We start from the raw sequence: 19,585 nt of genomic DNA, 5'->3' as shown, positions 1-19,585 counted from the left end.
CGCACCACCATCGGCGGCGGCAAGGGCTACGCCGGGCAGCACTCGCAGAGCCTGGAAGCGGTGGTGACCATGATGCCGGGGCTGAAGGTGGTCGCCCCCTGGAGCGCCTACGACGCCAAGGGCCTGCTCAAGAGCGCCATCCGCGACGATAACCCGGTGATCTTCATCGAGCACCAGCTCCTCTATACCGAGAAGGGTGTGGTGCCGGAGGAGGACTACACGGTGCCGCTGGGGCGGGCGGTGGTGGTGCGCCCGGGCGAGGAGGTAACCGTCGTCACCTACTCGCGCAGCGTCGGGCTGGCGCTGGAGGCGGCGGAGGCGGCGGCGCAGGAGGACGTGCAGGCCGAGGTCATTGACTTGCGCACCCTCATCCCGCTCGACCTGGAAACGGTGCTGGCGTCGGTGCGCAAGACCGGCCGCCTGGTGCTGGTGACACAGGCGCCGCTGACGGGGTCTTACCCGCAGCACGTCGCCTACAAGGTGCAGGCGGAGGCGTGGGACGCGCTCAAGGCGCCGATCCAGATCGTCGCCGCCCATGACGTGCCGCCGCCGATGGCGCAGACACTGGAGATGGAGAACCTGCCGGACGCCCACAAGATCGCCCGTGCGATTCTGGCAGCCGCGGCCAAGTGAGCAGCGCCGCAATGACCGCCCAGCCGGACGAGAGCGCGTTCGCGGGCAAGGTCGCCCTGGTGACCGGCGGCGGCCGGGGCATCGGGCGGGCGATTGCGTTTGCCTTCGCCGCGCGCGGCGCGCAGGTCGCCGTCTGCGCGCGCACGAGCGCGGAAATCGAGGCGGTCGCGGGCGAGATCCGCGCGCGTGGTCGGCGGGCGCTGGCCGTGACCTGCGATGTGACCGACGAGGGGCAGGTGCGCGAGCTGGGGCGGCGCGTGACCGCGGAACTGGGCGCGCCCCACCTCCTGGTCAACAATGCCGGTGTGTTCACCGTCGCGCCGCTGGTCGAGACCGCGGTCGAGGACTGGGACCGGGTGCTCGCGGTCAACCTGCGCGGCGTCTTCCTGTGCTGCAAGCAGTTCGCGCCGGCGATGATCGCGAGGCGCAGCGGGACCATAATCAACATCGCCTCCGCCGCCGGCAAGAAGCCCTATCTCAACCAGGGCGCCTACGTCGCTTCGAAGTTCGCGGTGGTTGGATTGACCAAGGTGCTGGCGTTGGAGCTGCAGGAGCATAACATTCGCGTCACGGCCCTCTGTCCGGGCGGGGTCAACACGCGGCTGGTCGCCGACGCGCGCCCGGAACTCGATCGCGTGGAGTACATGGCGCCCGAGGAGGTCGCGCGGCTGGCCGTGTTCGTGGCCGCGCTGCCGCCCGAGGTGGCGATGGACGAGGTGGTGCTGCGGCGGTTCGCGGCGCCGGTGGGCTAGGCTGACGATCGGTCGGGACGTTGTCATTCAGCAGGAGGGGCAATGCCACAAGTGAGCGACGAGCAAGAAATCATTGATCAACTGGTAGCCATGTCGCAGTGGCTGGGCGATCCGGGACGCGACTACGTGATCCTCGGCGAGGGCAATACCTCGGCGCGCGTGGATGACGAGCGGATGTACGTCAAGGCGAGCGGGGCGCGCCTGGAGGGCATCACCGCGGACGGCTTCGCGCTGGTCGTGCGGAGCAAGGTGTTGGCGATGCTCGACGGGGGCGACCCTTCGACAAACTCAGAGCTTGCCCTGAGCCCAGCGAAGGGGCAGGCTCTCGACGACTCGGAGGTCGAGCGCGGGTTGCGGGAATCCCTGGCGGACCCCGCGTCCCCGCGGCGGCCGTCGGTGGAGACGCTGCTCCACGCCTTCATGCTGGGCCTGGACGGGGTCAACTTCGTCGGCCACACCCACCCCACGGCGGTCAACGCCATCCTGTGCTCGCGCGAGGGGATGCGGGCGCTCGCCGGGCGGGTCTATCCCGACGAGATCGTGGTCTGCGGGATGGCGCCGGTGCTCGTGGACTACGTTGACCCCGGGGTGCCGCTGGCGCGGGCGGTGCGCGACGCGACCCGGCGCTATAGCGAGGAGCGCGGCTACCGGCCGCAGGCGGTGTTGATGCAGAACCACGGGCTCATCGCCCTCGGGGCGACGCCGACGCAGGTCGAGGCGGTGACCGCCACCTGGGTCAAGACCGCGCGCATCATCACCGGCGCCATGGCCTTCGGCGGCCCGCGCCACCTGAGCGAGGAGCATGTCCGGCGCATCTGCACCCGGCCCGATGAGGCCTATCGCCGGAAAGGGATTACGGGTAACCAGTCGTGACCGACCCGCTGGCGAAATATCGCAGTCCGGCCGGGGCTCTCCCCGCCGCCACCCTGACCTGGCAGCTGCGCGGCGCCGGCCTGGAGCATTTCGGGGTTGACGGCAAGCCGGAGCGACTCCCCGCGGCGGAGCCCGGCCCGCGGGAGGTGCTGACGCGCATTGATGCCCTGGGGTTGTGCTTCAGCGATGTCAAGCTCATCGGCCTGGGGGCGGGGCACCCGCGCGTGTCGGGGCGCGACCTCGCAGCCGAGCCGGTCGTGCCCGGCCACGAGGTCAGCCTCACCATCGTCGCCGTCGGCGCCGAAATGCGCGACCGCTTCCGCGTGGGCGAGCGCTATATCGTCCAGGCCGATGTCGTCTTCCGCGGCGAGGAGACGGCCTACGGCTACGCCCTGCGCGGCGGCATGACCCAGTATGGCACCGTCGGCGAGCGCGTCCTCGACGGCGACGAAGGCTGCTACCTAATCCCCGTCCACAGCGACCCTTCGACCCTTCGACATGCTCAGGGTCGCCCCGAGCAGGGTCGAGGGGCGACAAGCTCAGAGCCTGCCCTGAGCCCAGCGAAGGGGCAGGCTATCGGCTACGCCGAGGCCGCGCTCACCGAGCCGTGGGCGTGCGTGGTCGCCGCCTACCGCGTCCGCCGGCGCGCGGGCCTCAAGCCTGACGGCACGGCGCTGTTTATCGCCCTGCCGGGGGGGAACTACGATGAATGCGTGCTCACCCACGGCATGGACTCGAACTCGTCGCCGGCCACGGTCGTCGCCGCCAATATGGCGGGGAACTTCCGCGACTGGCTGCGCGGGCGGGCGTCCGAGCTGGGGTTCGCCCTGGTTGAGAGCGAGGTCGCAGCACCGGTGGAGATCGAGCACCTGCGAGCGCAGCACGCGCCGGGGGGCTTCGACGACATCGTCGTCATCGGCGCCGACGACGCCGACCTCGTCGAGGCAGCGGCGCGGCACATCGCCAACGGCGGCGTCATGAACCTCGTCGCTGACAAGCCGCTACCGCGTAAGGTCGAGATTGATGTCGGGCGCATCCACTACGACGATACCGACTACGTCGGCGGCCCGGGCCCGGACATTGCGGCCTCCTACCGCGAGCGCGACAGCGAGCTGGGTGCAGGGCCGGTGTGGTTTATCGGCGCTGGCGGGCCGATGGGGCAGATGCACGTCCAGCGCGCGCTCGAACGGCGCGAGACGCCGCAGGTCATCATCGCTACCGATGTGGACGACGACCGCCTGGGGGCGCTCGAGGCCAAGTTCCGCGAAAGCGCGGCGCAAACCGGCAAGCGCCTGCTCCTGCTCAACCCGGCCAAGCTGGCGGCATCCGATTTCGAGGCCGCCCTGCGTCGAGAGGCACCCAATGGGTTCACGGACATCGTCGTGCTGGCGCCGGTGCCCGCCCTCATCGAACAGGCAACCGCGTACCTCGCGCCTGGCGCCACCCTCAACATCTTCGCCGGTCTCGCCCGCGGCACCACCGCCAAGCTCGACTTCTCCAGCGTGTACCGACACGGGGTGCGCTGGGTCGGCAGCAGCGGCTCCCGCATCGCCGATCTCGAGTTCACGCTGCGCGAGACCGAGCAAGGGAGGCTGTTCCCCAACCTCTCGGTCGCGGCCGTCGGCGACATCACCGCGGTGCGCGAGGGGTTGGAGGCGGTCAAGGGCGGACGCTTCGCCGGCAAGGTCGTCATCTTCCCCAACCTCGAGGGGCTAGCGCTGACGCCGCTCGCCGAGCTGCGCGAGCGCCTGCCCGAGGTCTATGCCCAGCTCGGCCCCGGCGAGTCGTGGACGCGCGAGGCGGAGCAAGCACTGCTGCGGGCGCGGCTGCCGCGCCGCCCGGAGGGAGGTAGTCGTTGACAGCGCAAGACGCTCAAGCGCAGTCGCAGCCCGACGCGCCGGCCTGCCCGCGCCTGCCCAATCGCGTGGCCATCGTCACCGGCGCGGCGCAGGGCCTGGGGGAAGCCATCGCCCACCGGCTCGCCGCCGAGGGCGCGCAGGTGGTCGTCGCCGACCTCAACCAGGAGGGGGCGCGCAAGGTGGCCGCCGACATCGAGACCCGCCATGGCGGGCGCGCGCTCCCGGTGCGCTGCGACGTGACCAGTGAGGACGACGTCGCGGGCATGGTGCGCGCGGGGGTGGAGGCGTTTGGCCGCCTCGACCTGCTGGTCAGCAACGCCGGCATCCTGATCGCCGGCGATATCGAGGAGTTCCCGCCGGCCCAGTGGCGCAAGATGATTGACGTCAACCTGGTGGGTTATTTTCTATGCGCGCGCGCGGCGGCCCCGGTCATGCGCGCGCAGGGCAGCGGGGTCATCATTCAGATCAACTCAAAATCGGGCAAGCGGGGCAGCTTCAAGAACTCGGCCTATGCGGCGAGCAAGTTCGGCGGCATCGGTCTCACCCAGAGCCTGGCGCTGGAGCTGGCGCCGGAGGGCATCCGCGTCAACGCTGTGTGCCCGGGCAACCTGCTCGACTCCCCGCTGTGGATGGACAGCCTCTACGCGCAGTACGCGAAACGCTGGGGCATGACCGGGGACGAGGTGCGACGCAAGTACGAGGAGCAGGTGCCGCTGGGGCGCGGGTGCACCTATGATGACGTATGCAATGTGGTGGTCTTCCTCGCCGGCGACGAATCATCATACATGACCGGGCAGGCGATCAACGTCACCGGCGGACAGGAGATGCGCTGACCATGGCGCGCAGAGTCCACCTCGACATCGGCATCAACGGCGCCTTCCTCACCCGCCGCTGGGAGCAGCCCGACAGCTTCATGCGCCTCACCCGCGAGGTGGGCTACGAGTACCACGAGTTCTGCGCTGATGTCCTCGATCCGTTCTTCAGCGGTGGCCGCGAGTACCAACTCGCGGCCGCGCGCGAGATCCGCGACGCCGCCCAGCGCCACGGCGTCACCATCACCGACATCTATACCGGCGTCGCCACCCACCGTTTCCACGGCCTGTCGCACAGCAACGCGGTCGTGCGCGAGCGCATGGTTGATTGGGTCGTGGACTGCATGGACCTCGCGCTGGCGATGGGCACCGACCGCATCGGCGGCCACTGGGACGCGATCTCGGTCGAGACCCTGGGCGACCCCGCGCGCACCGAGTGGGCCCTTCGCAATCTCCACCGCACCTTTCGCCGCCTCGCTCTCACCGCCGCCGAGAAGGGCCTGGCCGCCATCTACAATGAGCAGATGTACGTCCCCAGCGAAGTCCCATGGACTCTCGACCAAGCCCAGGAGTTCCTGATCGAGGTCAACCGCCCGGATGTGGGACAGGCGCCCCCGCCGGTCCATGGCACAACGGCTAGGCCGTTGGCCGCCGTGGCGGTCGCTTGCGACCTAGCCACCGAGGGCCCCGATGAATCGGGATTCGGAAACGGCAATGCCACACGTAGAGCGCCGGTCTACCTCACCGTTGACGTCGGGCACATGGCGGGCGAGCACTACGGCCTGAGCGGGGCCGACACCGACTACGCGGCCTGGCTGGAGCGCTTCGGCGCGTTCGCCGAAATCGTCCACCTCCAGCAGACGACGCGCGACGCCAGCCATCACTGGCCCTTCACCCCCGAGTACAACGAGCGTGGGCACGTGCGCATCGAGCGCGTGCTGGCGGCCATCGAGCGTTCGCACGCGAAGGCCGCCGATGCGGCGGTGGCGGAGGTGCTGGCGCCGGTGGCGACGACCTACCTCATCGCGGAGATCATCCCCGGCTCCACCAAGACCGAGGAGCGGTTGCTCGACGAACTGGCGCAGTCCGCGCAGTACCTGCGGCAGTTCGTGCCGGCGGGGGGCGTGGAGCTGACGTTCTGATCCCTGATTACTGTCGCCCCGAGCCCCTCGGCTTCGCTCTGGGCAGGCTGTGCGCCCCTACGGCTGGTGTCATTGGCGTTTACTTGTCCCCCGTAGCCTGGCGCGAAGGGGGATCGGCGGTTACATGACTGTGTTTCTGCGGTGGACATGAAACTCGTTCAATTCGGGGCGGGGAATATCGGCCGCGCCTTCGTCGGCCAGCTCTTTGCGCAAGCGGGCTGGGAGGTGGTGTTCGCAGATATTGACGAGGCCCTGGTTGCCGCGTTGAATCGCGCGCGCAGCTACATCGTCGAAATCCGCGACGAGCCGCCCGGCCGCATTACCGTTCGCAACGTGCGCGCCGTAAACGGCGGCGACCGCGCCGCCGTCGCCGCCGAGCTCGCCACCGCTGACGCCGCCGCGACCGCGGTGGGGGCGCACGCCCTCAACTCGATCTACCCCCTCATCGCCGCCGGCCTCGTGCGCCGCCGCGAGCTGCGCGGCGGCCCCCTCGATATTCTCATCTGCGAGAACCTGCACGATGCCGCGAACATCTTCCGCGCCGGCCTCGCTCAGCACCTGCCCGCGGACTTCGATCTCGCAGCCGAGGTCGGCCTGATCGAGACCAGCATCGGCAAGATGGTGCCGCTGGTCGCCGAGGAGGAGCGCCGCCGCGACCCCCTGACCGTCCATGCCGAAGCGTTCAACACCCTCATCGTTGACGGGCGCGCCTTCAAGCGGCCGGTGCCGGCCGTACCCGGCCTCGACGCCAAGGACCACATGGCCGCCTATGTTCACCGCAAGCTGTTCATTCACAACCTGGGGCATGTGGCGGCGGCCTACTTGGGTTTCGTCGCCCACCCCGAGCGCAGCCTGCTGTGGCAGGCGCTGGCGGACTCGCGCGTACTCGATATCGCCCGCGGCGCCATGTGGGAATCGGGGCGCGCGCTGATCGCGGCCTACCCCGCGGAGTTCGACCGCGCCGGCCAAGGAGAGCACATCGAGGACCTGCTGCGGCGGTTCCGTAACCGCCGCCTGGGCGATACCGTCTATCGCGTCGGGCGCGACCTATACCGCAAGCTCGGGCCTGGCGACCGCGTCGTGGGCGCGCTGCGCCTGCAGATGCGCCACGACGTGCCCCCGCAGGCTACCGCGACGGCGCTGGCAGCGGGGCTGCTGTTTAGCGCGGTGGACGAGAGCGGCCGCCGCCTGCCGGAGGACGAACGCTTCGCCGCTGCCGTCCAGCAACTCGGCCCAGGCGCGGTGCTGACCGACGTGTGCGGGCTTGACCCGCGCGACTGCGACCACGCGTATGTCCTGGCGGGAGTGCCCAAGCTGTACGATCGGCTCCGCTCCGCCGACACGCGCGAGGCGACCCTGGATGAGTTCGCCGCCGCCTCGCGCGCCGCTGTCTCCAGGATAGTCGGTTCGTGAGGCCATGAACTCCAACCTGCGGCGCATCCGCCCGGAGCGGGTCGTCCTGATCGCGCTCATGCTCGCGGTGGCGATCGCGTCGGTCGCCGTTTACCGCGCGGGCGCGCGCACCCTGACGGTGACCTTCCTCGATGTCGGCCAGGGGGACTCGGCGTTGATCCAGGCGCCGGGCGGGCGCACGCTGCTGATCGACGGCGGCGGGCGGGGCAGCCCCTACACCGGCAGCTCCGATGTCGGCGAGCGGGTGATCGTGCCCGCGATGCTCGTGCGCGGCGCCACCCACCTCGACGGCATCATCGTCACCCACGCCGACGACGACCACGTCAACGGCCTGGACACGGTGGTGCAGCAGGTGCCGGTGGCGATGATCCTGGACCCGCTGCTGCCGCACCCGGCAGCGCCTTACGAGCGACTGCGGGCGCTGGCGCAGGAGCGCGAGATCCCGATCATCCGCGCGCGCGTGGGACAGCGCTTCAATCTCGGGCGCGGCATCGCCGCCGCGGTGCTGCACCCGGGGCTGGTGCCGATCACCGGAACGGCGGCGGACACCAACAACAACTCGGTGGTGCTGCGCCTGATCTATGGCAAGGTGAGCATGCTGTTCACCGGCGACCTCGAGACCGAGGGGCAGCGTCAACTGCTGGCGCGCGGCCTGCCGCTGCGCAGCACCGTGCTCAAGGTGCCCCACCACGGCGGCGACGCCGAGGCGATGCCCGATTTCATCCGCGCGGTGCGCCCGCAGTTGGCCATCATCTCCGTGGGCGCGGACAACCCCTTCGGCCATCCCAGCCCGGCGGCGGTCGAGCGCCTGCGCGCGGTGGGCGCCAGGATCGAGCGCACCGATCTCGCCGGCGCCATCACCGTCGCCAGCGACGGCGCGACGTGGACCGTCGAGTCGTACCGCTCCGCTGCGCGCCGGCCGTAGCGGCCGCTCGTGGTTGCTTGGGCGTGACGACCTATTCCTATGCCAGCCGGAACCTGCCATCATGGTTGGGGAACCCGTTCGCCGAACGCACGGCCATTCTGGGCACACACGACTTGATTATTGACAGGTAGCGCTGATAGTGGTACAAGCGGGCCATGCTCCGCATCGCCCGCATCGTCGCGCCAGGGGTGGCGCATGATGTCACTCAGCGCGGCAAACCGGGGCCGAGGGGGCCGAGAACGAAGTAAGAACTGCCTGCTGGTTAGGGAATTATGGTGTGTGTCCCCGGAATTAGCCGAGTGATCATGATCATACTTGGCTTCGGGTCAATCATTGTCGGTTGGGCCGGCGCCGATCAGTGTGCATCAGCACAGACCACGGAAGACATGTTGATTTACGCGCGCGCATCGACACAAGGCGTGGAGATCGTGTTGCAGGATATGTCGTCTGGGACTAGTCGCGTTGTGTACGCATCCGCTCTGCCTGGGGGGATCCCCGACGATCTCGGGTATCTTCCGTCACTTGACGGACAGTGGCTGGTAGTATGGGACTGTAGCCCTAGGCGCCAAAGCCCCCCGGTGACGCGATGGCTATTAGTTCACACGCCGGACGCAACGGTCCGAGAGTTGGGCGAGATGGATGGCTTCCCCGAGTTGCTGCCGTACTGGAGGGACGATCAGCACGTGGTTTTAGAGGGACATGGCGGCCCGGTGATGTTCTACGTTAACGCAAAAGCCTACAAATGGCCATTTCGGCAGAACCCAGGGCCGAAAGCGTACGAGGAGTTCAGGGCGCGTCTCGCAGGGTTTGGCAAACGATACTACAGCGCGGACAGAACGGTTCTGTTTCACGCTCTGAAAGCGCTTGGTAGGGAACTCGGGCTGGCCGAGTATCTAAACCGCAATTCATCCGAACCGAGAGAGTATCTCTTCCTTCGCTCTATAGGTATTCCCGGACAGAGACAACTGCGAGACCCCATCATGTCGCCAAGATTCGCGAAGATGGCGATCTCTCCCGATCGGAAGCTGGTTGCGCGGGCGTATGCACGGGAACCTGAACGCGTGAGTGTCCCTCGGGGCGACTCCAAGTCAGTCGAAATATCCTTACTGGGGTCCCGCCTCGACGTCTTTCGAATCAGAAGCCGCGAGTTATTGTGGAGCACGAAAACGCGTCCTCGACCTCGGCGGTTTCCCAAGGGCGGGCCGAGGGTTTTCCCGTCGATGTTGCCCTGGGTGGAGCCTAGTTTCAGCCATATGAGGTGGTCCGCCAATGGGCGCTACTTCACATTTACGACTGATGACATACCAGCACCTAGCATCACAGTTATGGACGCCCTGACGTGGACTGAGATTATCCACATAGAGAGCGCAGGGAACGCCTTCGCGGTCTCGTCACCAGCGCGGCTGATTCCGGGGACACACGACTTGATTATTGACCGGGAGCGCTGATAGTGGTACAAGCGGGCCACGCTCCGCATCGCCCGTATCGTCGCGCTGGGGGTGGCGCATGATGTCACTCGGCGCGGCAAACCGGGGCCGAGGAAGAAGGAAGAGCTGCCTGCTGGTTAGGAAATCAGGGTGCGTGTCCCCTGAATTGCCCCCAGCAGGACACGCGGGCTACCCGTGTCGGAGGGCAGTTATGTGGATAGCGTAGGACCACCAGAGCATAGCGATGTGCGCGCGCGACGTCCCGCGGACGCCTCCGGCGGTCATCGCGGTGAACGTGTGTCCAGACTGGCCATTGCAGCCCTTGGCCTGCCGTTGATGCTAGCAGTGATCTGGGCGCTTGTTTGTAGGTTCTGGACGCCATCTGTTGCATGGAAAGTGCGAGTCCTGCCATGGGCGGAGTCGATTATCATCGCCTTACTTGTGATCTTTGGTCTCTATGTCATTACAGCCGTCCTAGGCATACGCCGGCCCATGGTCGCGATGGGATTGGTAATCGCCGGCGTCATTGTATTGTCGATATTCTACTTGTCTGGCTTACTGTTCATAACTGGCCTCGCGATCCTTATAGCCGCTACCCGAGCGCGTCGATGTGTAGTTGAAGCGGCTTTGGCAATTGGTGGCATTGTCGTGTCTGCATCCTTGGCGCTTGCACTGAGCGTGGCGAAGACCGAAGCCTACAGGGCGCAGTTTGCCCTTTGTGGATCGAATATTAGGCTTCTTTCCATTGCGGTGATTGAGTACGCGCAGGATCACAATGATATGCTGCCCGATGCCGGCAAGTGGTCTGACGAGGTGCTGCCATACGTTCGGAACCCGAACGTCTTTGTGTGTCCGCTGGCCCCGGCTCTGCGCTCAGGGTATGCGTTCAATACACGTCTTAGCCGTCGAAGGTTGCGGGGGATCAAGGATCCGGCACATACGGTCTTACTATTCGAGAGCGATCGAGGCTGGAACGCGGCTAACGGGCAGGCAATACTGGCGCCTTCCTCACGCCATGATGAGCGCACGGCCGTAGCCTTGGCGGATGGGAGCGCCGTCTGGATCGACTTGCACCGAGCTCTGCCCAAGGACCTATGGGAGCCTGGCAAGTTCTTTAGGCCAGAGCGGTAGCGGGCTGGTTCGTGTCGTTACCGCCAACGGGTTCATTACTCAAGCTTACGATGCGGCAAGTCGGATGACCCACCGGGAGTACTCCGACGGCGGCCGGGCCACGTTCACATTCGAGGCGGTGGGCAACCGCGCCACGCTCGCCGATCCCGATGGGGTCGGGGGGTGTGACCTTCTTTCTTTGGTGCAGCGGCGGGCGGTGCGCACCTCTCTCCCAGGAAGGGAGAGGTCGGCGAGCCTGTGGCGAGCCGGGTGAGGGTGGACGGCGGGACTGTTTACCCTCACCTTGATCCTCTCCCTGGAAGGGAGAGGAGTGACTTGGCGGCATGCGAAAACTCCGCGGTCACATCCGGGTCGAACGGTGGTTTTCTTTTTCCGGCGGTTGTGCTACAATGCGAGCCGCTTGGGGTCGGCGCGTTGCTCTGCGTGGGTGGGGCACAGCCTGCTGTGTCGCCACCGTCGAGCAGTGCTCTCGCGCGGGGGCGCGGGAGATGAGTGATTGCATCTGAAAAGGCTGGAGTTGTGCGGGTTCAAGACCTTCGCTGACCGCACTAACCTCGAGTTCGGCCCCGGCGTGTCCGCCATCGTCGGCCCCAACGGCAGCGGCAAGAGCAACATCGCCGACGCCATCCTGTGGGTGCTGGGCGAGCAGAGCATGAAGACCCTGCGCTCGCAGCGGGCCCAGGACGTCATCTTCTCCGGCACCGCCGGGCGCCGGCGCGTCGGCTTCGCCGAAGCCCATCTCACCCTGGACAACTCCGACCGCGGGCTTCCGCTCGACTTCACCGAGGTCACCGTCACCCGGCGCGTCTTTCGCTCCGGGGAGGGCGAATACCTCATCAACGGCGTCCCCTGCCGCTTGCGCGACATCCACGACCTGTTCATGGATACCGGCATCGGCCGCCAGGCCTACTCGGTCATCAACCAGAACGAAGTGGACGCTATTCTCTCCATTCGCTCCGAGGATCGGCGCGCGCTGATCGAGGAGGCCGCCGGCGTCCAGAAGTACCGCCACCGCAAGGAGGAGGCGCAGCGCAAGCTCGGCCATACCGAACAGAACCTGCTGCGGCTGTCGGATATCATCAACGAGCTGGAGTCCCAGGTCGAGCCGCTGGCGCAGCAGGCCGAGCACGCGCGCAGTTACCGCGAGCTGTCGCGCGAGCTGTCACAGGTCAAACGCGCGCTGCTGGTGGACGAGCACCAGGCGGCGTGCGCCAGCATCGAGCGCGCACGCCAGCGCGAGCTTGATCTCGCCGAGGAGCTGCACCGCGCCCGCACCGAGGGCGAGACTCTCGCCGCCGCCGAGGCTGCCCTGCGCGCCGAGCTCCAGCAGGCGGAGTTGGAGCTGGAGGAACTGCGCACCGTCGCCGCCCGCACCGCCTCCGAAGCCCAGCGCGCCCAAGCGGACGCCTCCCTGCGCGAGGAGCGGCTGCGTTCCGCCAGCGCCCGCCGCGAGCAGTTGCAGCAGGAAATCGAGCAAACCTCCGCCCGCATCGCCCAAGCCGCCGCCGACCTCGAAGGCGGAGAGCGCGAGCGCGCCGAACTGGCGGATCGCTCAGCCCAACTGGCGACCGAGATCGCCCACTGGGCGCAAACCTTGTGTGAGGTCGAGGCGCGCATCCCCGCCGCCGACCAGGCGGTCGAAGCGGCGCGCCGCGACTATCTGGTCGCACTCGACGCCGCGGCGGCCGAACGCAATCGCCTGCATCAGTGCCAGTCCCTGCGCAAGGCCCTCGAGCAGCGCGTGCAACGGCTCCAGGAGAGGCTGACCACCGCGCAGGAGGCGTGCCGTACGGCGACTGCGTCCGCGGCCGAGGCCGCCGCCCGCATCGAGCAGCTCACCTCCGAGCGCGCCGCCGCCCAGACGGAAATGGAACAGGCGGCTGCCGCTCGCATCGAGACCAGCGCCGCGCTGGCGGCCCTGGAACGTGACCGCGGCGACCTGCGCGAGGCCATCTCGGCGGCGGCGGCGCGCCTGCAGGCCCTGTGCGAGATGAACAACGGCGCGGGCGCCGACGGCGCTAAGGCTCTGCTCGAAGCCGCGGGGCAGGGCCGGCTGCCGGGCCCCCTGCAAGCGCTGAGAGCGGTCCTCCAGCCCCGACCAGGCATGGAGATCGCGGTGGAGGCGGCCCTGGGCATCCATGTGCACGGGGTCATCGCGCACGAGGAGGAGACGGCAGCGGCATCGGTGCGGCTGCTGCGCGCAAGCGACATCGGGCGCGCCTCGGTGGTGGTCTGCCGCGCCGGCGCAACCACAGGCCTCGACCCACGTGACTTGCCCGGCTGCCTGGGCACTGCTGCCGGCGTCGTCGAGTGTCCCCCCTGGGCGCGGCCGGCGGTAGAGCGTCTGCTGGGAAAGATCCTCATCGTCGGCACGCCGGAGGCGGCACGGAGCTTGACGGTGTGCGCGCTGCCGTGGGAGGCGATCGTCACGGTGGACGGGGAGGTGACCTATCCTTCGGGCGTGGTGGTGGCGGGACGCCCGGGAGCGGGACCGCTGCGGCGGGCGCGGGAAATGGAGGAGCTGGAACGGCAGTTGGCGGAGCTCCGCTCGCGGCTGGACGAGGTGACGCGGACGCGAGATGACGCCGGGCGCTGGATGGAGGACCTCGCCGTCGCCGAAGCATCTGCGAGTGAACACGTGCAGCGCTGCCGTGAGGGGCTGGAGCGACGGCGCAAGGAGCGCGAGGCGGCAGCCGAGCAGCTTGCGCGCCTGCACGCGGAGCGCGAGGGGGTGGAGTCGGAACTGGCGTCGCTGGGCCCGGAACTGGAGCAGGCGCGCGCCGACGAGCACGCGCTGACGCCACAGGCCGAACAGGCAAACGCGCGCCAGCAGCAGGCCGAAGAGGCGCTGGCGACCGCCGAGGAAACCGCGTCGTCCGAGCGCGCCCAGCGCGAATCCATGGCCCAGGAGTTGATGCGCCTGCGCCTGGAGTCGGCCGGGGTCGAGGGCCGCATCAACGCCTCACGCATCGCCGCCGCCAAGGTCGCGCAGACCCGCGAGCAGCTTGGCGCCGAGCTGGAGGCGGACCACGCCCTGCTGGCGCAGGCGGAGGCGCGGGTCGAGGAGTTGAACGCCATCGAGCAGGACGCCACCCAAGCCATCGAGCGGCTGACCATCGCCGCGCAAGCGAGGCAGGTGGAGGTGGAGCGCGCCAAGGATCGCCGCCAAGGGCTTCTGGAGGCCATCTCGGCCAAGCTCGAAGGGCAGAAGGAGCGCGCGGCGGCGGCCGAGGAGTTGCAGGGCCGCCTGCATCGCTCGGAGCTGCGCACCACCCAACTCCACAGCGAGATCGGTTTCCTGGAGCGCACCCTGCAGGAGGAATTCGGCCTCGAGATCAAGCAGGCGCTGCTGACGCACACGCCGGTGCCCAGCCGCGAGCAGGCGCGCCTGCGGGTGCGCGAGCTGGAGGCCGGGATCGCCGAACTGGGCGAGGTCAATCTCGGTGCGGTCGAGGAGTATGACCGCGTGCGCCAGCGCCTGGAGTTCCTGTCCGGTCAGCGCGCCGACATGATCCAGGCGCGCGACGACATCCAGCGCATCATCGCCGAAATCTCCGACACCACCCGCACCCGCTTCATGGAAACCTTCGAGGCGGTCGCCCGCGAGTTCGAGGACATCTTCATCACCCTCTTCGAGGGCGGCAACACCAAGCTCATCATCACCGATCCCAGCGATCCGCTCGAGAGCGGGATTGACGTCCACGTGCAGCTACCCGGCAAGCGCTCGCAGAACCTGCTGCTGCTGTCGGGCGGCGAGCGCGCGCTGACCACCGTCGCCTTGATCTTCGCCCTGCTGCGGGTGCGGCCGTCGCCGTTCGTGGTCCTGGACGAGGTGGATGCGCCGCTCGATGAAGCCAACGTCGGCCGCTTCGCCGGCATCCTGCGCGAGTTCGCCGAGCACTCTCAGTTCATCGTCATCACCCATAACACCCACACCATGCAGCATGCGCATACCCACTACGGGGTAACCATGGAGCAGCCCGGCGTCAGTCGGCTGCTGAGCATGCGCCTGGAGCAGGCGGAAGCCCACGCGGAGGCGCAGGCGTAGGGGTCAAGCCTCAGATAAACGCAGATGCCTGCCGCACCCGTGGTGGGGACGCAGAATGAAGCCGCGTTTCTGTCGGCCTGCGTCGGCGTCCATCGGCGGATGAGGATGGCGTCCAGCCCCGCCCCCCCCCACTGCCTGCTGAGTGCGCGCCAGCCGCGTTGCGAATTCGCCGGTGGGAAGGCTGAACCACCCGGAGCGCTGGTTGATCTCCGGCGCTGCGGCCATGCGATCGTCTGCTCACGGTCTCAGAATCATGCCGCCGGGCCTGCTCGGCGCCTCTGTCGGTGGCTTCGCCTAGCGCTCAGGTGAGGCCAGGGCGCCGCGAGCCACCAGGTCGGCGAGGCGGTCGTAGAGCAATCCACCCAAGCGCGGCGGCGCAGACGCCCTGGTATCCCCAAACAGCACTTCGACCAAACCGCGCTTGCCGAGTTCTACTAGCTCGGGCTCCCCCCTGACCCCGGCGCGGCGGGCGAGCGCGCGCAGGGCGGGACGCATCCCGCCGAGTTCGTCCACCAGCTTGAGCCTGCGCGCCTGCTCGCCGGTGAAGACGCGCCCATCGGCGAGCTTGAGCACCTCCGGTTTAGACAGGCCGCGCCCGTCGGCGACTGCGCTGACGAACTGCTGATAGATGCTATCCAGCAGTTGCCTGGTAAGCTGGCGCTCGCGCTCGGTCATCGGGCGCAGCCCCGACCCCATGTCCTTGAACTCGCCGGTCTTGACGACCTCGGGGGCGATGCCGAGCTTGTCGAAGAGGCCGGAGAGATTGAGGTTGGCCGAGATGACGCCGATGCTGCCGGTGATGGTGCCGGGGTTGGCGTAGATGCGCTCGGCGGCGGAGGCGACATAGTAGCCGCCGGAGGCGGCGACGTCGCCCATGGAGGCGTACACCGGCTTGCCGCGGTCGCGGACGCGGCGGATCTCGTCGTAGATCTCCTGCGACGCGGCGGCGCTGCCGCCCGGGCTGTCAATCCGCACCAGCACCGCCTTGATGCGATCGACATCGGAGGCCTGTCGCAGTTGCCCCACGATGCGCTCCGACGAGGCGGTCGAGTCAAACAGGCCCGCCCCGCCCCCGGCGGTGATGGCCCCCTCGACCCGGATGAGCGCGACATTGCCGCTGGGCAGCCCGCCGTACTGGCCGGCCGCGCCGATGGCGCTCACCACTCCCGCGATCGCCAGGATGACCAGCGCGAAGATCATCAGCGCCGCGGCAACGCCGCAGCCGATGGCCCATTTCGCGCCGGCGCTCATGCCCCGGCGGGGGGGCGGCTGGGGGGTCGGCGGCTGCGGCCACTGCGATGGTTGGGTCGGTTGTTCCATGGGCGTCTCCCCTTGCGGCGTGGTTCAGTCTGCTGGTAGTTTCGTCAGGCGGGCGGTAGTTTCCTGTCGCCGCGATTGACCGGGGGGCAGGGCGATGCTATACTCGGAGCGCGGGATAATCCTGTGGCACCCCGACCTGTCGGGGTGTCCGGCACGGACCGGATTGGCAGGCGAAACGCCTGCTCGACCATGACGGTGTGCCGACGTGGCGGAATGGCAGACGCGCCTGGCTCAAAATCAGGTGGGGGCAACCCCGTGCTGGTTCGACTCCAGTCGTCGGCACCATGTGGGCGTAAGTGCGTGACCCGACCGCGAATGCCGACGGTCGCCGTGAGGTCGCGGGGGGAACTATGGGGGAAGTGGACTGTTTTCCGCGCCGTGTCCGGGGGCGTGCCTGCCGCCTCCGCTCGGCTCTCAACGCCGGTTGTCACTCTCCCAACGCCTCGTGCGCTCGCAGCCCAGGAGCTCCATCACGGCCCCGCACCGAGCAAGACGCATCGGAGGAGCGTCTTGCCCGCCTTGTTCAGGATATGTTCAAGTGCTGCGCACTGTGCGCGTAAGACATGGGCGCCCCGACGCGCGGTGGCCGCGTGCGCCCTGGACTAAGAGCGGAGGGGGAGCGACATGCTGTTCTGGCGGAAAAAGGACCCTCGTGGGGCGGGGACCCCGCAGGCCGCGTCATCGGGGAAAGTGGCGCTTGGAGAGCTGATGCTGAAACGCGGTCTGGTGACCACGGAGCAGCTCGAGGAAGCCCTCCGGCGGCAGCGCGCGAACCACCGGTTTATCGGTGAGATTCTCGTGGAAATGGGCGCGATCACCAGGCTGGACGTAACGCGCATGCTGGAGCTCCAGCATAAGTTGTCTCAGGGCGCTGAGCGCGGGTAGGGCCAGGCCGCGGTGCGGCTGAACATGGAGGCCCTCAGCGGGCGGCGTGCGCAACTCGCCGTCCGCGCGTTGTCCGCATCCCGGGGAAACTCTGCCCAGGTCACAGGCTAAGAGTCGGCGCCACAGGGCCGTCCCTGCGCGCTTGGCTCACCGATGCTGCTGTGCGAAGTCCCGATGGATCGGGATGAAGTACGAGCCCCCCGCTTTCCGCTGACACCTCCGACGCGCCCGCGACACCAACACCGCACAACGCAGAGTGGGTGAGTTCGCCATCCACCGCGCGCTCGCGCACCTCCCCCACTACCCGGAGGGATTGTCGTGGCGTCGGCGAAGTAGGGGGCGCCGGAGCGGCGGCGCGCGAGCAGGGAGTGCGGCAATCGCCAGACGCACGTTCAGCCGGAATGCGCAGGAAGGGTCAACGCCAAGTGGTCGAGCGTCGGCATCGAGGAGGGCTGGGGCGGCAGTTGCTGCTGCTGGTCGTCGCCGCATGCTGCATGGCAGCGGCGATGAAGATCTTCGATGCCACTTTCAACAACTTCATCAACGACACGTTCCACCTGTCGGCGGAGCAGCGGGGGCGCTTGGAGTTCCCGCGCGAGCTGCCGGGGTTCCTGGTGGCGGTCTTCGCCGGGGTGTTCTTCTTCATGAACGAGGTGCGGCTGGCGGCGCTGGCGCTGGCGGTGCTGGCGGTGGGCAACATTGGCATCGGGCTGGTAGGGCGCGACTACTGGACGATGATCGCCTTCATGTTTCTCTACAGCGCCGGCATGCACTTGTTCGGGCCCTTGCGTGGGGCCATCGTTCTGGCCGCGTCTCAGCCCCACGAGCGCGGCACCCGCCTGGGGCAGGTGGGAGGCATGCAGGTCGCGGCGGGGATCGCCGGGGCGGCGGTGGTGTGGCTGGGCTGGAAGCACCTGCACATGAGCTACACCACGCTCTTCGTCGTCTCCGGCGGGCTTGCGCTGGCGGGGGCGCTGGTGATGCTGGGCATGCGCCCGGTGGAGCGCCACCCGGGAGCGCGACCCAAGCTCGTGGTCAAGCGCAAGTATGCGCTGTTCTACCTGCTGTCGGTGCTCTTCGGCGCGCGCAAGCAGATCTTCATCACCTTCGGGCCGTGGGTGCTGATCAAGGTCTTCGGGCAGTCCCCTTCGACCTTTGGGCTGCTGTCCGTCATCGCCAGCGTCATCGGCAGTTGGATGCTGCCGCAGCTTGGGCGGTGGATTGACCGCCTGGGTGAGCGCGCGATCCTGATGGCGGAAGCGGCCTTGCTGGTGTGGGTGTGCATCAGCTACGGCTATGCCGAGCGCTTCGCGGGCGCGTGGGCGCTCTACGTGGTGTGCGCCACGCTGGTGCTGGATGAGTTGCTCTTCGCGGTGGGCATGGCGCGAACCACCTACATGGACAAGATCGCCGAGACCAAGGCCGACCTCACCGCGTCGCTCAGCCTGTCGGTGTCCATAGACCACGCGGTTTCGATGACGGTGCCGGCGCTGGGGGGCTGGCTGTGGGTGCGTTACGGGTATCCGGTAGTGTTCCTGGCAGGGGCGGTGATCGCGTTGGCGAACCTGGCCGCGGCGAGCCGGGTGCGGGTGGCCCGCTCGACGGACCTGCGCGGCGGCGAGGCCCCCTCGGCGACGTAGGCAGCCAAAGGATTTCGCGTATTGACGATGAAGACGAGGTAGCCGCTCATGGTGGCGACAGAGGCTCGGTCTGGCACTGTCGTGTGGCACAGCCACTCCCGGCTGTGTGCTTGCATGAGCTGAGCGCCCGCTCCGCTCGTGGAATCACAGGCGAGGGCGCTTGAGCCACGTCCGCTTGCGCTGGGGAGGGGTCGCGGGCGGGTGCGCCGCGAGCAGAAGGGAGGCCGCAGATGAGACTTGATCCGCTGCCGGCGGCAGAGTACGCCGCGCGCGTCGCGCGGCTGCAGCAGGAGCTGCGCGCCGCCGGCCTCGACGTGCTGGTCGGCTACAGCAGCGAATGCGAAGCGGGCACTACCCGCTACCTTGCCGGCTTCTGGCCGTTCTTCGACTTCGCCGGCATCGTCGTCCCGGCGCAGGGCGACGCCATCCTGGTGACCGGCGGCCCGGAGTCACTGGAGTTCGCCCGCACCTTCGCCCACGTGCCCCGGATCTGCGTCAATCCGCGGTTCGTGGAATCGTCGGCGCCGGAGTGGGTGCCGCAGGTGACGGGCGAGAGCTTCGCCACCATCTTGCCCCGCGCTTGCGGCGGCGTCCCTCGGCGTGTCGGCATCGCCAACTGGAACATCCTGCCGCAGCCGATCTTCGAGGACCTGCGCGCCGCCGCCCCCGCAGCAGAGCTGACGCCCGCTGATGACCTGCTGCTGCGAGTGCAAATGGTCAAGTCC

At 68.2% G+C, this 19,585-nt stretch carries 14 protein-coding genes and 1 tRNA gene; 14 read left to right on the top strand and 1 reads right to left on the bottom strand.

Annotation, left to right across the window (positions count from 1 at the left end):
• The 10 genes from VM221_08905 to smc form a co-directional block, all read left to right on the top strand.
• The coding region (locus VM221_08905; GenBank protein ID HUT74931.1) for a transketolase C-terminal domain-containing protein at positions 1-633 on the top strand (633 nt) is incomplete at its 5' end.
• An 11-nt stretch (positions 634-644) separates the two neighbouring features.
• Positions 645-1,385 carry an SDR family oxidoreductase gene (locus VM221_08900; protein ID HUT74930.1) on the top strand — a complete coding sequence of 247 codons (741 nt, stop codon included), beginning with the start codon at positions 645-647 and terminating at the stop codon, positions 1,383-1,385.
• Between the two features lie 42 nt (positions 1,386-1,427).
• On the top strand, positions 1,428-2,258 hold the full coding sequence (locus tag VM221_08895; protein HUT74929.1) for a class II aldolase/adducin family protein: 831 nt from the start codon (positions 1,428-1,430) through the stop codon (positions 2,256-2,258).
• Entirely contained in the window at positions 2,255-4,117 is a 1,863-nt protein-coding gene (locus tag VM221_08890) for an alcohol dehydrogenase catalytic domain-containing protein (GenBank protein ID HUT74928.1), read from the top strand. The genes VM221_08895 and VM221_08890 overlap by 4 nt, the downstream gene beginning before the upstream one ends.
• A 53-nt stretch (positions 4,118-4,170) precedes the next feature.
• A complete protein-coding gene (srlD, locus tag VM221_08885) occupies positions 4,171-4,950 on the top strand; it encodes a sorbitol-6-phosphate dehydrogenase (protein HUT74927.1) in 780 nt (259 codons plus the stop codon).
• A gap of 2 nt (positions 4,951-4,952) precedes the next feature.
• A complete protein-coding gene (locus VM221_08880) occupies positions 4,953-6,071 on the top strand; it encodes a TIM barrel protein (GenBank protein HUT74926.1) in 1,119 nt (372 codons plus the stop codon).
• Between the two features lie 147 nt (positions 6,072-6,218).
• Complete coding sequence (locus VM221_08875; protein ID HUT74925.1) at positions 6,219-7,484, top strand: mannitol-1-phosphate 5-dehydrogenase; 1,266 nt, start codon at positions 6,219-6,221, stop codon at positions 7,482-7,484.
• A 4-nt stretch (positions 7,485-7,488) separates the two neighbouring features.
• The gene (locus VM221_08870) at positions 7,489-8,409 is read left to right on the top strand and encodes a ComEC/Rec2 family competence protein (protein HUT74924.1); all 921 of its coding nucleotides are present in this window, start codon (positions 7,489-7,491) and stop codon (positions 8,407-8,409) included.
• A 1,724-nt stretch (positions 8,410-10,133) separates the two neighbouring features.
• Positions 10,134-10,967, top strand: a complete 834-nt coding sequence (locus VM221_08865; protein ID HUT74923.1) for a hypothetical protein — start codon at positions 10,134-10,136, stop codon at positions 10,965-10,967.
• Between the two features lie 496 nt (positions 10,968-11,463).
• Positions 11,464-15,015 carry a chromosome segregation protein SMC gene (smc, locus tag VM221_08860; GenBank protein HUT74922.1) on the top strand — a complete coding sequence of 1,184 codons (3,552 nt, stop codon included), beginning with the start codon at positions 11,464-11,466 and terminating at the stop codon, positions 15,013-15,015.
• A gap of 294 nt (positions 15,016-15,309) precedes the next feature.
• On the opposite strand, the gene sppA is transcribed toward smc, so the two are convergent.
• The gene (sppA, locus tag VM221_08855) at positions 15,310-16,335 is read right to left on the bottom strand and encodes a signal peptide peptidase SppA (protein ID HUT74921.1); all 1,026 of its coding nucleotides are present in this window, start codon (positions 16,333-16,335) and stop codon (positions 15,310-15,312) included.
• 199 nt (positions 16,336-16,534) lie between these two features.
• On the opposite strand from sppA, the gene VM221_08850 reads away from it, so the two are divergent.
• The 4 genes from VM221_08850 to VM221_08835 all read left to right on the top strand — a co-directional run.
• Positions 16,535-16,620: transfer RNA gene (locus tag VM221_08850), tRNA-Leu, on the top strand.
• Between the two features lie 423 nt (positions 16,621-17,043).
• The gene (locus VM221_08845) at positions 17,044-17,220 is read left to right on the top strand and encodes a hypothetical protein (protein HUT74920.1); all 177 of its coding nucleotides are present in this window, start codon (positions 17,044-17,046) and stop codon (positions 17,218-17,220) included.
• Positions 17,221-17,645: 425 nt separating this feature from the next.
• Positions 17,646-18,860: an MFS transporter gene (locus VM221_08840; GenBank protein HUT74919.1), complete on the top strand. Its 1,215-nt coding sequence runs from the start codon at positions 17,646-17,648 to the stop codon at positions 18,858-18,860.
• Positions 18,861-19,090: 230 nt separating this feature from the next.
• Positions 19,091-19,585 (top strand): aminopeptidase P family N-terminal domain-containing protein (locus VM221_08835; protein ID HUT74918.1); only part of this gene is annotated, 495 nt, incomplete at its 3' end.

It is taken from the genome of Armatimonadota bacterium (assembly GCA_035527535.1).
Classification (GTDB): domain Bacteria; phylum Armatimonadota; class Hebobacteria.
The sequence above is the reverse complement of the archived record's forward strand: the minus strand, read 5'-3'. Positions and strand labels throughout refer to the sequence as shown.

What these genes read in the sequence shown, in the direction of transcription:
- VM221_08900 (HUT74930.1), top strand. Translation starts at nt 645, where the DNA reads ATGACCGCCCAGCCGGACGAGAGCGCGTTCGCGGGCAAGGTCGCCCTG.
- VM221_08870 (HUT74924.1), top strand. Translation starts at nt 7,489, where the DNA reads ATGAACTCCAACCTGCGGCGCATCCGCCCGGAGCGGGTCGTCCTGATC.
- VM221_08875 (HUT74925.1), top strand. Translation starts at nt 6,219, where the DNA reads ATGAAACTCGTTCAATTCGGGGCGGGGAATATCGGCCGCGCCTTCGTC.
- sppA (HUT74921.1), bottom strand. Translation starts at nt 16,335, where the DNA reads ATGGAACAACCGACCCAACCATCGCAGTGGCCGCAGCCGCCGACCCCC.
- VM221_08895 (HUT74929.1), top strand. Translation starts at nt 1,428, where the DNA reads ATGCCACAAGTGAGCGACGAGCAAGAAATCATTGATCAACTGGTAGCC.
- VM221_08880 (HUT74926.1), top strand. Translation starts at nt 4,953, where the DNA reads ATGGCGCGCAGAGTCCACCTCGACATCGGCATCAACGGCGCCTTCCTC.
- VM221_08845 (HUT74920.1), top strand. Translation starts at nt 17,044, where the DNA reads ATGCTGAAACGCGGTCTGGTGACCACGGAGCAGCTCGAGGAAGCCCTC.